Raw genomic sequence first — 14,097 nt, 5'->3', positions numbered from 1 at the left:
TCATGTCCTGGGTCAGCTCGAGTCCCGCCGCCCCGTTCACGATGTAGGTCGGAACCTGCGCGCAGTTCTTACGCCAGAGATCGAGCTGGACCTTCAGCTTGTCGTAGATGGCCCGACCCAGCGTCACGTCCCCTCTTCCCAGCTTCGTCAGATCGCCGCCCTCCGCCGCCTTGACCGCCTCGACCAGCTTTTCGCCCACGATCCCGTAGGTCATCAAGAGCCCGCTGAAATCGGGGTACGCGTTGTAGAGCGGCTCGTATTTCCCGCCCGGGGTCCGGCCGATCAAGAGCCACTTCATCGCCTCGTCGGCGCCGACGCGCTTGACGCAGAAATCGAGGTTGGGATTCCGCTCGAGGAAGACGTTCGCCGCGATGGGCCGCGAGGTCCGGTCGTAGAGCAGGTGTCCCCACGTCGGGTCGTAGAAGATCCGTTCCGGGAAATAGTCGTGCGTGATCCGCCCCAGCGAGTCGATGGAGCGCGCTCCGCCGAAATCGGCCGTCACGTTTTCCAAGATCGGCGTGTTCTCGGCGAGGACGAACTTGAGGCCCGGGAAGCCACCCGTTCGCGCGTAGAGGCAGCGCTCCGTCGACCAGAACACCCATCCCCTTCGCTCGTCATGGAGGATCTCGATCCAGTCTTCCTGGCAGAGGATCCCGACGTTCGGGAAAATCCGATCCAGCTCTTCCTCCAGGTCGCCGCCGCTCTGGCCTTCGCGCTCCAGGTCGAGCCGGTAACGCCGCTTCAGCTCCTCGCGGCGATAGCGCTCGTTCTTCTCGGCCCAGAAGGCGCCGGCAGTCGTCTTCCCGGTGCCGGTCGGGCCGGTGAAGGTCGTCGCGGTGCCCTGCCGGTTCAGCACCGCGGCTCCCGCGTGCGCCGAGATGATGTCGATCTGGGAGAGAATCGCCATGAGCGGCGACAGGACGCCGCGGCTCTTCACCTCGCCGTGATAGTCCGTGTTGACCGTGAGGATCGTGACTTCATCGCCCAGCTCCTTGAGCGGCGCGAAATAGACGAAGTTGGAAGTGACGACGGCCTTCGAATCGGGATCCCACAGGCGCGACGCTTTGAGCGTGGCCGGGAGTCCCAGCTTCTGCGCGGAGGCCCGGGCCTTCTTGAGCCGGAGCAGGAACCCGCGATACTCCGCCTCGGTTTTCGGAACGCCCATCAACGAGAGAATCGTCACGTGCGGAGCGCGCTTCCCGCCGCGCTCCTTGAAGCGCTCGTCGATCGCCTTCGCGATCACCCGCATCTCGGGGTCGTCGGGTGGGAAGAAGTTCACCTGCGACGTCTTCTTGAGATAGGGGACGTTGCCCTTCTGCGTGTATTGAACGCCCGCGCAGCAGAAGCGTGAGATCAAGGTCTTCGCCTTGCTGACCGCCTCGAACGCCTTGAGCCAGGCCAGCGCCTCCTTCACGTCGACGCGGTGCTCGTCGTAGATCGTGCGCGTCACGAGGCGCTTCGCCCGGCCGGTGATGACGGTATTGAACGAGTTGAGGACCGGGCCGACCGTCGGGTCCTTCTGCTTGGTGTCGCGCCGGAGCAGGATGTCGCTCCGGTCGTTGATCCCGAGCTCGGCGATGCCGGGCGCCAACTTCAGATAAAGGCCGTGGTCGTGGATGAGCTCGCCGAGCGGAAGGACGAGACCGTCGAAGTCTTTGGGGTTCTCGCGGGAGCGGTGGATGACGTCGAACGGCGCGATCCAGCGCTCCTGCTCGGTGATCCCGTCCGGACCGAGAACGCGAAACCGACGTCCCACGTTGTAGAGAGGAATGCCGGCCTCGCGAATCCGATCCAGGGAGAGCGCGTCCTCGCGGACGAACGCGATTCCCCCGGACCGATCCCGGATCACGCGCTTCGAGCCCTTGCGATCGCGCGGCGTGAGGAACGGCTCCAGCTGGATGGTCGGATAGGGGTGCTTGGTCACTTCGGCTCCTCTTGATCCCTTCGTGGTGGGTTGGGGCGCGACAGCAGACGTCGTCGCAGCGGGAGCGACCATCGTGCCGGCGCCCGCCGCCTCGGCCAGCTTCTTCACTTCGTCCTCCCTCGGGTTTTTCGGAACCTTGTTCACGTCAATCGCGCCATGACTGATGGCGGTTCGTAATCGGCAGTCGGCGATCCTTGCCGAGGGCTCGGGGGGTGATCCGGATGCCCGGGGGCGATTGACGACGCTTGTACTCCGCCCGGTCGACCATGCGGACGACCCTCTGAACAAGGGCGCGATCGTATCCCATCGCGACGATCCGCTCCACCTCCCAGTCCTCCTCGACGTACGCCTTGAGGATCGGGTCGAGCACGTCGTAAGGAGGGAGGGTGTCCGTATCCTTTTGGCCCGGACGGAGTTCTGCCGTCGGCTCTCGCTCGAGGGTGCGCTTCGGGATCCAGTCGGCAGGGCCCGCCGCGGCGTTCCGATATCGGGCGATCTCGTACACCAAGGTCTTGGGCGCGTCCTTCAGGACTGCGAACCCGCCCGCCATGTCGCCGTAGAGGGTCGTGTAGCCGACCGAGTACTCGCTCTTGTTCCCCGTGGTGAGCACCAGCCAGCCGAACTTGTTCGAGAGCGCCATCAGGAAATTGCCGCGGATCCGAGACTGGATGTTCTCCTCGGTGGCGTCGCTCGGCATCCCGGAGAAGACGGGGGAGAGCGTCTTCTTGTACGCCCCCATCTCCTCAGCGATGGGAAGCGTGAGAAGCTGGATGCCGAGGTTCTTCGCGAGCGCCTCCGCATCCTCCGCGCTCGCCCGCTCCGTGAACGGCGAGGGCATGAAGACCCCCGTGACGCACGAGGCACCCAGGGCGTCGACCGCGATCGAGGCGGTCAGGGCCGAATCGATCCCGCCGCTCAACCCGAGGAGGACGTGCGTGAAGTCGTTCTTCCGGACGTAATCGCGCGTGCCGAGGATCAAGGCTTCATAGATCTCCCGCGCGCCGGACGGGGTCTCGATCGGGAGCGGCTTGATCGAGGGACGTGTGGGGGCCGGGACCGGACGCAGCGTGACGATCGGGAGCGGATCGGCGGCGTCCTCGCGCTGCGACATCTCGCGGCTTCGCGGGTCTTTCAGCCGGGCGCTGAACACCTCGTCGAGATCGATGTCGAGGACGACCAGATCTTCCTCGAACGCCTTGGCGCGGGCGAGGCAGTCCCCGCGCGGTCCGAATACCCTGCTGTTTCCGTCGAACACCAGCTCGTCCTGCCCGCCCACGGTGTTGACGAACGCGACGACGGAGACGCCGTCCATCGCGCGCGTCGCCAGCATGCGATCCCGGCTCACGCTTTTCCCCATGTGGAACGGAGACGAGGAGAGGTTGATGACCAGCTGCGCCTCCCCCGAGACGGCCAGCAGCGTCGGATTCGAGGGGAGCCAAATGTCCTCGCAGATGTTCACGCCGAACGTCAGCGGTCCGCGCTTGAAGACGAAGGGATCCCGCCCCGGCCGGAAGTAGCGCACCTCGTCGAAGACGGAATAGTTCGGAAGGTGGATCTTGTGGCACACGCCCGCGACCTCGCCGTCGTGCGCGATGGCGGCCGCGTTGTACACGTCCTCCGCGCGCTGCGCGAAGCCGACGATCGCGGTGATTCCTTGGGTCGCGCGCGTCACCTCGTCGAGCGCCGCCTGGTTCTGGTCGATGAAGTCGGGGCGGAGGAGAAGGTCCTCCGGCGGGTAGCCGGTGAGCACCAGCTCGGGGAACGCGACGATGTCCGTGCCCATCTCTCTCGCGCGTTCGATGAACTCGATCACGCGCTTGGCATTTCCCGGCAGGTCGCCTACGGTCGGATTGATCTGGGCCAGCGCGATGCGGACGACCCGGGAGGAGCGCCCGCCCACGCGCGGCGCCTTCGTGGGACTCATACCGCGATGCTACCACGGTAGTTGACCGGACCGCCACCGAAGGGACCCCATGGCGAGAGCCGCCGGGGGCGGTATAATTGACGCGATGACACGAGATTCCGTGGTTGTCTTTGGCAGCAGCCAGGCCCCGCGCGATTCGCCCCACCGTAGGCTGGCCGGGGAGCTGGGCGCCGCCCTCGCGCGGCGCGGTGCCGAGGTGCGGTGCGGCGGCTACGGGGGCGTCATGGAAGCCGTGGCGTCGGGCGCGAAGAGTGCCGGCGGCCGCGTGGTCGGGTGCACGCTCGGGTGGTTCGCGGAGGCCCGGGCGCCCAACAGCCATCTCGACGAGGTTCACGAGGCCCCGAATCTTCACGCGCGGATCGAATGTCTGCTTCGCGGCACGCGGGGCGCCGTGGTGCTCCCCGGCGGCGTCGGGACGCTGAACGAGCTATTCTGGGTGTGGACCCTGCTTCTGTTCGATCGAGACGAGGGGCCTCAGTCGATCGTCCTGCTCGGCGATCCGTGGGAAGAGTTGATGGCGGTCCTCGCGCGGCGATTCGAATTTCCGCAGCCGATTCGCGCCCTCGTGGGCCACGCCCGGACCGCGGATGAGGCCGCGGCGATGGCGATCGGTGCGGCCAAGTAGGAATGTTGGCGCCGCGTGAAATTCAGCGGACGCGGGGAGCGCAATGACGGAATACGACTTCGACCGGGAAGCGCGCGGCACCTACCGGATGCAGTCGGCGGCCATCCCGGCCTACTCCGCCTATCTGCAGCATCTGGGTGTGGACCCATCGGCGATCGCGAACTGGCGTGACATCCCGCCGGTGCCGACATCGGCGTTCAAGTCGCACGATCTGTCCTCGGCTCCGCTCGGGAGTGAAGTGGTCACATTCGAGACGAGCGGGACGACGGTCTCACGGCCTGGCCGCGTGAGGCTCTCATCAACGGCGGAGTACGAGAGATCGCTCCTCGGCAGCTTCGCGACGCACATGCTCCTGGATGGCGCGAGACTCCCCGCGGTCATCTTCGGGCCGACGCGCACCGAGGCGCCGCGATCTTCGCTTTGGTTCATGGTCGACCGGATCGTGGAGCAGCTGACCACGGGCGAAACGTGGATCGTTCGCGGCGGAGAGCCGCAATGGGACCTCGCCGACGCGGCCCTCGAGCAGGCGATAAAGGATGGCGCTCCGATCCTCCTTCTCGGCACCACGCTCCTCTTTATGGCCTATTTCGAGAGGCTCGCAGCGAAGGGACAATTCTTCGCGCTTTCCCCGGGCTCGCGCGCGATGGATACAGGCGGCGCCAAGGGACAGCGCGCGGAATTCACCCGCGACGATGTCACCACGGCATTCCACCGGCATTTGGGAATCCCGGCCACCCACCTCGTGAACGAGTACGGCATGGCGGAGTTGTGCAGCCAGTTCTACGATGACAACCTGCTCGCTCACCACGAGGGGCGCCAGGCCAAGCCCGGGAAGCAAATCCCGGCCTGGGTGCGCACGCGCGTCCTTCATCCGGAGACGCTGGAGGAGCAGCCTGACGGCGAGCGCGGCATCCTCGTTCACTACGATCTCGCCAATCTCGAGATACCGCTCGCGATCCAGACGGAAGACATCGGCTCGCGCGTGGGCGACCGTCTTTTCCTCGAGGGCCGGCTCCTCGGCGCGGAGGCGCGCGGGTGCTCCCTGGCGTTCGAGCGCTTCCTCGAGCACGAGAGGGCCCGATGACCGCGGCTTTCTATCTTCCGCTCGGACTCGAGGAGGGGCTCGAGACGGCCGTCCAACGTTTCGGCCCCGCCCACGACTCCCTGGAGCTTCACCTCCCGGTCGTGGGCCCCGACGATCTGCTGCGATGGATCCAGGTCCTCCGGGACGCTCGCGAGCAGAATCTGGCCCGGCGGCCGATCGCGGGAATCATCCGCTCCCTCGATCGGGTTTCGCGTCGTTTCTTGGATCCGGGTGACGCGGCGCGCCGCGAGGCCGTCGGTTCGCTCGCCCGCGCCGGTCGCTTCACCTCGCCGATGCTGGAGCGCGCCCTCGACGACGCATTTCAGCCGGTCACGCGCGGTGGCCTCACGAAGTGGCTCACCTCCGAGCTGGGATCGGTCGACGCCCTCGACCGGCCGGCGCCCGGGCCCGGTGGAGCGCTCCGGCATGCCCACGGCCCCGAGTGGATGCTCCAGATCTACGCCGGCAACGTGCCGACGCTCCCGATCTGGCCGATCTACTCCGCGCTCCTCTTGAAGGCGTCCCTTCTCGCGAAGACCTCGGCACAGGAGCCGCTCCTTGGGCCGCTCCTGGCGAGAACGATCGCGGAGGTGGATGAGAACCTCGGCGCTTGCCTGGCGGTCGTGTGGTGGAAGGGTGGTTCGGGCCATCTCGATCGGACCGCGCTCGCGCTCGCGCCCGCGGTTCTTGCGTTCGGCGGCGACGAAGCCATCGCGAGCATCTCGCGCCAGTCGCAGCCGGACGCCGTGCGCGTTCTCCACGGTCCCAAGGTGAGCGTAGGCTACATCGAGCGCCGTGCCTTGACCTACGCGGCGCTCCGCGGCCTCGCGGCGCGCGCCGCGCTCGACATCTCGCTCTACGACCAGCAGGGATGCCTCTCGCCCCACGCGTTCTACGTCGAGCGTCGAGGGGAGGTAACGCCGGCGAAATTCGCGGAGGTGCTCGGGACGGCGCTCGAAGCGCGGGCGCACGAGCTCCCCCGCGGAATCGTCGCGCCGGAAGAGGCGGCGAGCGTTCAGCTCTTCCGCGCACAAGCGCGGTTCGAGGCCGCGGGAGCGGCCGGTGTGGCGGGGATGTCGTCGGGAGAGGGGAGGTCGTTGGGGGCCGGTGTCGCCGCCGGCGTGCCACGGGGACTCGCGGGGATTTTCTACGGCGCGGGCGTTCCGAGTCGAGGTGTCACCCGCGTGCTGGAGTCGCCGGGCACCACGACCTGGACGGTCGTCCTGGAGGATCGCGCCCGGTTCGAGCCGGGGCCGGCGCATCGCACCGTCCGGATTCATGCGGTGGACGGCCCCGAGGAAGTCGCGCGCGCGCTCCAGCCCTCGATCCGCTATGTCGAGGCGATCGGCCTCGAGGCCCGCGGTCCCGAGCGCGTCCGTCTCGCCGCCGCGTTCACCGCGCTCGGAGTTCCGCGTGTCGCGCCCATCGGCCAGCTCCAGCGTCCCAGCCCAATCGGCACCCACGGCGGAGTGCGGCGCCTGCTGCCGTTCGTCACGTGGTCGAGCGTCGAAGGGGGCGCGATCAAGCAGGCCGCCCCGAGTACGGCGGCCGCCCCCAGGAAATCGAAGCCGGCACCTAAACCGTCGGCCCCCGGATCATCCCGCCGAGGATCGCCGCGAAAGGCGCCAAAGCGGCGCCGCTAGCCCTCGCCCTTACGGCGTGACGTGGAGGATGCCGGTCATGGACGGGTGGATGTTGCACTCGTAGTTGAGATCGCCCGCCGTGTTAATCGTGATCGGGGTGCTCGTCGCGCCGTTGGCGATATTCCCGGTGTTGAATCCGCCTCCGGTCTGAGTCGCCGTATGCGTCATGCCGCCGCTGTTCCTCCACGCGACCGTTTGGCCGACCGTGACGTTCGCGGGGCTTGGCGAATAAGAGCTTGCCCCGTTCTGTCCCGTGATCGTGATCGTGACATCGGCCCCGCCCCCGGGGGCTACCGGGTTCTTCTTCTTGTCCTTGCAGCCGTAGATGGTGAGGGCACCAAGGGCGACGAGCAGTCCAACCACGATCCATCGATGCGGGCTCTTCATGATTTACCTCCGAAAGCACTTGGCGCCGGCCTGGACATGCTTAGATACACGCTCCCCAACGCGAGAACCAAGACTATCTTTCATATCGGCAAGGCCAGCGCGCAATCCGCGAGATAACTGTTTAAATAACAATTACTTATATAAACAATGATCCCCAATCCCTCCGATGCCGATCAAAAGGATAGACCCTTACGCGTGCGTAAGGGTATGATCCGGACACAGGGAGCAGGGGGGCGCAACCCAGTGGCAAAGAGAGTAATGGAAGCGACGAATCCAAAACTACTCAAGGTGGGCGACCTGGCGCGGCAGACCGGGAAATCGGTCCGGGCGCTGCACCTATATGAGGAGCTAGGCCTGCTTCACCCGACCGCGCGTTCTCACGGCGGCTTTCGGCTCTACGACGCCACCGCGATCACGCGCATCCGTTGGATCGAGCTCCTCCAGAGCAGCGGGTTTTCGCTCCATCAGATCCAGTCCTTGCTTCACGCTTGGCACGGCACCAAATACGGCCCCGACGCGATGGCCTCGATTCGGGACATTTTCCAGAAGAGGCTCGCCGAGGCGCGCCAGGCGATCGCGCGCTACCAGGCCCTCGCGAGGGAACTGGAGGGATCGCTCGAGTACCTGACCACGTGCCACCAATGCCGGCCGCCGCGGACGACGCAGGATGACTGCCCGCACTGCCCGGTCGATCACGGAATGAAGGAAGAGCCGGCCCTGGTTGCCGGCTTCCACACGGGACCGCCTCCCCTGGGGTCGATCCCGCTACTCGGTGAATCGGAGAACGGATGAGCGAGATGGAATCGCAGCAGACCGCGCGGCCGCCGCAGGCGGCCCCGAAAACGATCGCGCTCACCCCAGCCGCGATCGACTGGGTGAAGCGGAGCCGGACCAAGGAAGAGAAGGAGGGGCAGGCTCTTCGCCTCGGCGTGAAGGCGGGCGGCTGTTCCGGGTACAGCTATTTCATGGGATTCACGACCGCCCAGAAGCCGGGGGACCTTGTGCTCACCTATGACGGCTTGACCGTCTATGTCGATCCTCGCTCCTTGGAGCTTCTCGACGGAACGACGGTCGACTACGAGCGTGGGCTTTTGGGGAGCGGGATCCAGTTCAAGAATCCCCGCGTCAAGAAGTCGTGCGGCTGCGGGGAGAGCTTCAGCTTATAACGACGGGCCCTCGGGCCCGCTACCGGAAGCGGCGCATGCCGCTGCCTTGACCACGGGAAGGAGACAATGAGCGCCAACGCGACGCTGGAAATCAAGAACCTGCACGTAGCCATCGAGGGGAAGCCCATCCTCAAGGGCCTCAACCTCACGGTGAAGAAGGGGGAGATCCACGCCCTCATGGGTCCGAACGGTTCGGGCAAGAGCACGCTCGCGAACGCGCTCATGGGCAACCCCAAGTACGACGTGACCGAAGGGAAGATTCTCCTGAACGGTCAGGATCTTCTGGAGCTGGCCGCCGACGAGCGGGGCCGGAAGGGCCTCTTCCTCGCGTTCCAGTATCCGACCGCGATCCCGGGCGTGAGCGTCGCCAACTTCCTGCGCATGGCCTTGACCGCGCGCCGGAAGGAGATGGGCGAGGAGAAGCCACTCCCTCCGAAGGAATTCCGCGCGCTCATGAAGGAGAAGATGGCGATCCTCAAGATGGACGACTCCTTCGCCGGGCGCTACATCAACGACGGATTCTCGGGCGGCGAGAAGAAGCGCGCCGAGATCTTGCAGATGGCGGTCTTGAAGCCCGAGATCGCGATCCTGGACGAGACCGACTCCGGGCTCGACATCGACGCGCTCCGCATCGTCTCGGAGGGCGTGAACGCGCTCTCCGGCCCCGACCTCGGGGTGCTCTTGATCACGCACTACCAGCGGATCTTGAACTACATCAAGCCGCAATTCGTCCACGTGTTGGTCGACGGCCGCATCGTCAAGTCGGGAGGCCCCGAGTTGGCGCACGAGCTCGAGGCTCAGGGTTACGACTGGGTCCGGGACATTCAGGCCGCGTGACAACGCGCGCGACGAAGGAGCAACAGTCATGACGCAACCGCAGACACTGGATATTCGCGAAGGGTATAAGGAGAAGTTCGGCTTCCACGACGACATCAAGCCGGTCTTCAAGTCCCGCAGGGGGCTCGACGCCGACGTCGTCGCTCAGATCTCGGAGATGAAGGGCGAGCCGGCCTGGATGCGCGACTTCCGCCTCAAGGCGTACAAGGAGTTCGAGCGGAAGAAGCTCCCGATGTGGGGCGGCAACGTGGCGGAGATCGACTTCCAGAACATCTTCTATTACCTGAAGCCCACCGAGGAGCAGGGGAAGACCTGGGAGGACGTGCCGAGCGACATCAAGCGGACGTTCGACAAGCTGGGGATTCCCGAGGCGGAGCAGAAGTTCCTCTCCGGCGTCGGAGCCCAGTACGACTCCGAGGTCGTCTACCACAAGATCAAGGAGAGCCTCACGAAGCAGGGCGTGCTCTTCCTCGACACCGATTCGGCGTTGCGCGAGCACCCGGAGCTCTTCAGGGAATACTTCGGGACGCTCATTCCGCCGACCGACAACAAATTCGCGGCCCTGAACAGCGCGGTGTGGAGCGGAGGGTCGTTCATCTACGTGCCGAAGGGCGTGAAGGTCGAGATGCCGCTCCAGGCCTACTTCCGCATCAACGCCCAGAACATGGGTCAGTTCGAGCGGACCCTCATCATCGTCGATGAGGGCGCGTGGGTGCACTACGTCGAGGGCTGCACGGCGCCCATCTACGCGTCCGACTCGCTTCACTCGGCCGTGGTCGAGATCGTCGTGAAAAAGGGTGCGCGCTGCCGGTACACGACCATCCAGAACTGGTCGAACAACGTCTACAACCTCGTGACGAAGCGGGCGGCCGCCTACCAGGACGCCACCATGGAGTGGGTCGACGCGAACCTCGGCTCCAAGCTCACGATGAAGTACCCGAGCGTCTATCTCATGGAGCCGGGCGCCCACGCCGAGATCCTCTCGATCGCGTTCGCGGGCAAGGGTCAGCACCAGGACGCGGGCGGCAAGGCGGTCCATGGCGCGCCGAACACGACCTCGAGCATCGTCTCGAAATCGATCAGCAAGGACGGCGGGCGCGCCGGGTATCGAGGCCTCATCAAGATCGCGAAGGGCGCGAAGGGGTCCAAGTCGACGGTGCGCTGCGACGCGCTGCTCCTGGACGAGTTTTCGCGGTCGGACACCTACCCGTACATGGAGATCGAGGAGGACCAGGTCACGATCGGCCATGAGGCGACGGTCTCCAAGATCGGCGACGAGCAGCTCTTCTATCTCATGAGCCGCGGCATTCCGGAGGCGGAGGCGGCCGCGATGATCGTGAGCGGATTCATCGAGCCGATCACGAAGGAGCTTCCGATGGAGTACGCGGTGGAGATGAACCGCCTCATCCAATTGCAGATGGAGGGCTCGGTCGGCTAAGGCCGCCCCACGCCCCGTTCCCATAACCGAACGGAGATCGAACGTGAATCCAACGGATATAGCGGCGCCCGAAGTCCAGGACCCGACGCGGATCGGGGCGCTGACGAAGGACGCCATCGCCGCCCTCTCGAAGCGGGGATCGGAGCCCGATTTTCTGGCCCGGCGCCGCGCCGAGGCATGGGCGTTCTGCGAGAAGACGCCGTTCCCGGGCCGCATCGAAGAGCTCTGGCGGCGGACCGACATCAGCGCGCTCAAGTGGGACGCGGTGGTCGCCGCGCGCGAGCCGCACACGCCGGCGCGCTCCTTACAAGACCTCCCGGCCGCGCTCCGCGAGGAGATCGGCCCGGCCTCCGAGCGGTCCGCGCTCATCGTCCAGGTCGACTCGAGCGTTGTGTGGACCGAGGCGGACGCCGAGCTCGGAACGCTTGGCGTGACGGTGCTCCCGATCGTGGAAGCCGCCAAGAAAGACCCCGCGCTGGTGGAGCGCTTGCTCGGCGGGACGGTCCGGTTCGATGAGAGCCGGTTCACAGGGTTGAACGCGGCGCTCCTCGGGGGCGGCGCCCTCGTGCACGTCCCCGCGGGCGTCACCGTGCCCCGGCCGATTCGCATTCTGATTTCGCGCCAGAGCCCCGACGTCGGCACGTTCCCGCGCGTCGTCGTGGCCCTCGAGAAGGGCAGCTCGGCGAGCGTGATCGAGGAGTACTATTCGCCCGGCGAGCCCGGAATCGGGGTGAACGTCGGCGTGAGCGAGATCACGGTCGGCCAGGAGGCGACGCTTCACCTGGCCACGCTCCAACGCTGGGGCTCGAACGTCTATCACTTCGGCGTGGAGCGCGTCCGCGTGGCGCGCGACGCGCGATTCCACTGGACCTTCGCCGGACTGGGCGGAAAGCTCACGAAGCTCGACATGGAGATGCACTTGGACGGCGAGGGAAGTGAGGCCAAGTTCTCGGGCTGCTATTTCGGGAACGAGACCCAGCACTTCGACTTCCACACGTTCCAGAATCACCTCGCCGGCCACTCGTTGAGCGACCTCCTCTTCAAGGGAGCGCTCCGCGGCCGGGCGCGCATGGTCTATCAAGGGCTGATCAAGGTCCACAAGGACGCGCAGCGCTCGGACGCCTACCAGGCGAACCGGAACTTGATCCTCTCCGACAAGGCACGCGCCGACTCGATCCCCAGCCTCGAGATCGAGGCGAACGACGTGCGCTGCACGCACGGCGCGACGGTGGGGCAGGTCGACGAGGACCAGATCTTCTATCTCATGGCCCGCGGCTTGGACAGGCGCGACGCCGAGCGCCTGATCATCGCCGGCTTCTTCGAGCCGGTGCTCGAGCGGATCCCGGCCGAGTCGCTCCGGACCCTCGTGACCGAGGCCGTCGAGCGGAAAGCGGCGGTGTGATCACGAAGACTCTCGCCTCCGAGCGGCACGTCGACTTCGCCGCGCTCCGGAGGGAATTTCCGATCTTCGAGCGGAAGGTCCACGGGAAGCCGTTGATCTACCTCGATTCGACGGCCACGACGCAGAAGCCGCTGGCGGTGCTTGAGGCGCTGGACCGCTACTATCGGACCTACAACGCCAACATCCACCGAGGCGTCTACCTGATCGCCGAGGAAGCGACGCAGGCGTACGAGGACGCGCGGGAGAAGGTCGCGCGCTTCCTGAACGCGCGCTCGTCCAAGGAAATCGTCTTTACGCGCGGGACCACCGAGTCCGTCAACCTCGTCTCGCACGCCTGGGGCCGGAAGAACGTCGGCCGAGGCGACGTGATCGTGCTCACCGAGATGGAGCACCATTCGAATCTCGTCCCCTGGCAGCTCCTGGCCACCGAGCGCGGCGCGACGATCCGGTACATTCCGGTGGACGGGAACGGGCGGCTCGATCTGAGCGGTCTCGACCGGCTCCTTCAGGGTCCGGTCAAGATCGTCTCCCTCGCGCACGTCTCGAACGTGTTGGGGACCATCAACCCCGTCGCGGAGATCGCGCGCCGAGCGCACGCCGCCGGCGCGGTGGTCATGGTCGACGGCGCCCAGAGCGTTCCGCACATGCCGGTCGACGTGCGGGCGCTCGACTGCGACTTCCTCGCGCTCTCGGGACACAAGATGCTCGCCCCGACCGGGATCGGCGCGCTCTACGGGAAGCGGGAGCTTCTCGAGGCGATGCCTCCGTTCTTCGGCGGCGGCGAGATGATCCGCGAGGTGCGTCTCGAGGGCTCGACCTGGAACGACGTGCCGTTCAAGTTCGAGGCCGGCACCATGAACATCGCCGACACGATCGCCTTCGGGGCCGCGATCGACTACCTGAGCGAGATCGGCATGGAGGCCGTGCACGCGCACGGACGGGAGCTGGTCGAGGAGACCATGCGGGTCCTGGGTTCGATCCCCGGCGTCACCATCTACGGCCCCCCCGCCGCGGAGCGCGGCGGCATCGTCCCCTTCACGGTCGACGACATCCACGCCCATGACGTCGCGGCGGTCCTGGACCACGAAGGGGTCGCGGTCCGAGCGGGGCACCACTGCGCGATGCCGCTCCACACCAAGCTCGGCCTGGCCGCGACGACCCGCGCGAGCTTCTACGTCTACAACCTGATCTCGGACGTCGAGCGCCTCGGAGAAGGCGTGCGAAAGGCCAAGCAAGTCTTCCACCGATGAGCTTCGACGACCTCTTTCGCCAGAACATTCTCGACCACTACCAGAGCCCCCGGAATTTCGGCACCCTCGAGCATCCGGACATCAGCGCCGAGGATTCGAACCCGCTCTGCGGCGACGTGATCCGGATGGATCTGAAGATCGAGGACGGGAAGGTCGCGGACGTCCGGTTCAGCGGGAAGGGTTGCTCGATCAGCCGCGCCGCGGCCTCGATGCTCACCGAGGAGATCCGCGGCAAGTCGCTCGAGGAAGTGAAGCGGATCGGGAAAGACGAGGTGCTCGAGATGCTGGGCATCGAGCTGGGGCCGGTCCGGCTCAAGTGCGCGCTGCTTGCGCTCAAGACGCTGAAAGTGGGAGTCTATGGCATCCGGGGCTGGCCCGGCGAGGATGGGGGGACGGATTGAGCGAGCAAACGGCGCG

At 66.2% G+C, this 14,097-nt stretch carries 13 protein-coding genes; 10 read left to right on the top strand and 3 right to left on the bottom strand.

The genetic code is table 11. The features are described 5' to 3' along the window. Both E6K79_00350 and E6K79_00345 read right to left on the bottom strand, forming a co-directional pair. A partial coding sequence (locus E6K79_00350) for a phosphoenolpyruvate carboxykinase (ATP) (GenBank protein TMQ67396.1) occupies window positions 1-2,032 on the bottom strand: 2,032 nt, incomplete at its 3' end. Between the two features lie 37 nt (window positions 2,033-2,069). Further along, a complete protein-coding gene (locus E6K79_00345) occupies window positions 2,070-3,848 on the bottom strand; it encodes an NAD+ synthase (GenBank protein ID TMQ67395.1) in 1,779 nt (592 codons plus the stop codon). Window positions 3,849-3,897: 49 nt separating this feature from the next. Here E6K79_00345 and E6K79_00340 point away from each other — a divergent pair, with 49 nt between their 5' ends. From E6K79_00340 to E6K79_00330, 3 genes are read left to right on the top strand one after another with little or no spacing between them, the layout of a single operon-like run. After that, entirely contained in the window at window positions 3,898-4,473 is a 576-nt protein-coding gene (locus E6K79_00340; protein TMQ67394.1) for an LOG family protein, read from the top strand. A 43-nt stretch (window positions 4,474-4,516) separates the two neighbouring features. After that, window positions 4,517-5,557 (top strand): hypothetical protein, encoded by a 1,041-nt coding sequence (locus E6K79_00335; protein TMQ67393.1) that lies wholly within the window; start codon window positions 4,517-4,519, stop codon window positions 5,555-5,557. Further along, window positions 5,554-7,200, top strand: coding sequence for a hypothetical protein (locus E6K79_00330; GenBank protein ID TMQ67392.1), 1,647 nt, complete (start codon window positions 5,554-5,556; stop codon window positions 7,198-7,200). Before E6K79_00335 ends, E6K79_00330 begins: the two co-directional genes overlap by 4 nt. A gap of 9 nt (window positions 7,201-7,209) precedes the next feature. Here E6K79_00330 and E6K79_00325 read toward each other — a convergent pair whose 3' ends face one another. Then, window positions 7,210-7,587: a hypothetical protein gene (locus E6K79_00325; GenBank protein TMQ67391.1), complete on the bottom strand. Its 378-nt coding sequence runs from the start codon at window positions 7,585-7,587 to the stop codon at window positions 7,210-7,212. Between the two features lie 147 nt (window positions 7,588-7,734). Here E6K79_00325 and E6K79_00320 point away from each other — a divergent pair, with 147 nt between their 5' ends. The 7 genes from E6K79_00320 (at window position 7,735) to E6K79_00290 (ending at window position 14,081) form a co-directional block, all read left to right on the top strand. Further along, window positions 7,735-8,379 carry a MerR family transcriptional regulator gene (locus E6K79_00320; GenBank protein ID TMQ67390.1) on the top strand — a complete coding sequence of 215 codons (645 nt, stop codon included), beginning with the start codon at window positions 7,735-7,737 and terminating at the stop codon, window positions 8,377-8,379. Between the two features lie 5 nt (window positions 8,380-8,384). Then, window positions 8,385-8,753 carry an iron-sulfur cluster assembly accessory protein gene (locus E6K79_00315; protein TMQ67399.1) on the top strand — a complete coding sequence of 123 codons (369 nt, stop codon included), beginning with the start codon at window positions 8,385-8,387 and terminating at the stop codon, window positions 8,751-8,753. 66 nt (window positions 8,754-8,819) lie between these two features. After that, window positions 8,820-9,590, top strand: coding sequence for a Fe-S cluster assembly ATPase SufC (sufC, locus tag E6K79_00310; protein ID TMQ67389.1), 771 nt, complete (start codon window positions 8,820-8,822; stop codon window positions 9,588-9,590). Between the two features lie 28 nt (window positions 9,591-9,618). Further along, a complete protein-coding gene (gene sufB / locus E6K79_00305; protein TMQ67388.1) occupies window positions 9,619-11,028 on the top strand; it encodes a Fe-S cluster assembly protein SufB in 1,410 nt (469 codons plus the stop codon). Between the two features lie 22 nt (window positions 11,029-11,050). Then, window positions 11,051-12,430, top strand: a complete 1,380-nt coding sequence (sufD, locus tag E6K79_00300; protein ID TMQ67387.1) for a Fe-S cluster assembly protein SufD — start codon at window positions 11,051-11,053, stop codon at window positions 12,428-12,430. Further along, window positions 12,430-13,680, top strand: coding sequence for a cysteine desulfurase (locus tag E6K79_00295; protein TMQ67398.1), 1,251 nt, complete (start codon window positions 12,430-12,432; stop codon window positions 13,678-13,680). The genes sufD and E6K79_00295 overlap by 1 nt, the downstream gene beginning before the upstream one ends. Continuing rightward, window positions 13,677-14,081 carry an SUF system NifU family Fe-S cluster assembly protein gene (locus E6K79_00290; GenBank protein TMQ67386.1) on the top strand — a complete coding sequence of 135 codons (405 nt, stop codon included), beginning with the start codon at window positions 13,677-13,679 and terminating at the stop codon, window positions 14,079-14,081. The genes E6K79_00295 and E6K79_00290 overlap by 4 nt, the downstream gene beginning before the upstream one ends. Window positions 14,082-14,097 lie beyond the last annotated feature (16 nt).

This window comes from Candidatus Eisenbacteria bacterium, assembly GCA_005893305.1.
Lineage (GTDB): Bacteria > Eisenbacteria > RBG-16-71-46 > SZUA-252 > SZUA-252 > WS-9.
This window is presented reverse-complemented; position numbering and strand designations above follow the sequence as displayed.

Excerpts from the sequence above, each read along its gene's own strand:
- E6K79_00345 (TMQ67395.1), bottom strand. The coding sequence starts at position 3,848 with ATGAGTCCCACGAAGGCGCCGCGCGTGGGCGGGCGCTCCTCCCGGGTC.
- E6K79_00325 (TMQ67391.1), bottom strand. The coding sequence starts at position 7,587 with ATGAAGAGCCCGCATCGATGGATCGTGGTTGGACTGCTCGTCGCCCTT.
- sufB (TMQ67388.1), top strand. The coding sequence starts at position 9,619 with ATGACGCAACCGCAGACACTGGATATTCGCGAAGGGTATAAGGAGAAG.
- E6K79_00335 (TMQ67393.1), top strand. The coding sequence starts at position 4,517 with ATGACGGAATACGACTTCGACCGGGAAGCGCGCGGCACCTACCGGATG.
- E6K79_00315 (TMQ67399.1), top strand. The coding sequence starts at position 8,385 with ATGGAATCGCAGCAGACCGCGCGGCCGCCGCAGGCGGCCCCGAAAACG.
- E6K79_00340 (TMQ67394.1), top strand. The coding sequence starts at position 3,898 with ATGGCGAGAGCCGCCGGGGGCGGTATAATTGACGCGATGACACGAGAT.
- E6K79_00320 (TMQ67390.1), top strand. The coding sequence starts at position 7,735 with ATGATCCCCAATCCCTCCGATGCCGATCAAAAGGATAGACCCTTACGC.
- E6K79_00290 (TMQ67386.1), top strand. The coding sequence starts at position 13,677 with ATGAGCTTCGACGACCTCTTTCGCCAGAACATTCTCGACCACTACCAG.
- E6K79_00330 (TMQ67392.1), top strand. The coding sequence starts at position 5,554 with ATGACCGCGGCTTTCTATCTTCCGCTCGGACTCGAGGAGGGGCTCGAG.
- sufC (TMQ67389.1), top strand. The coding sequence starts at position 8,820 with ATGAGCGCCAACGCGACGCTGGAAATCAAGAACCTGCACGTAGCCATC.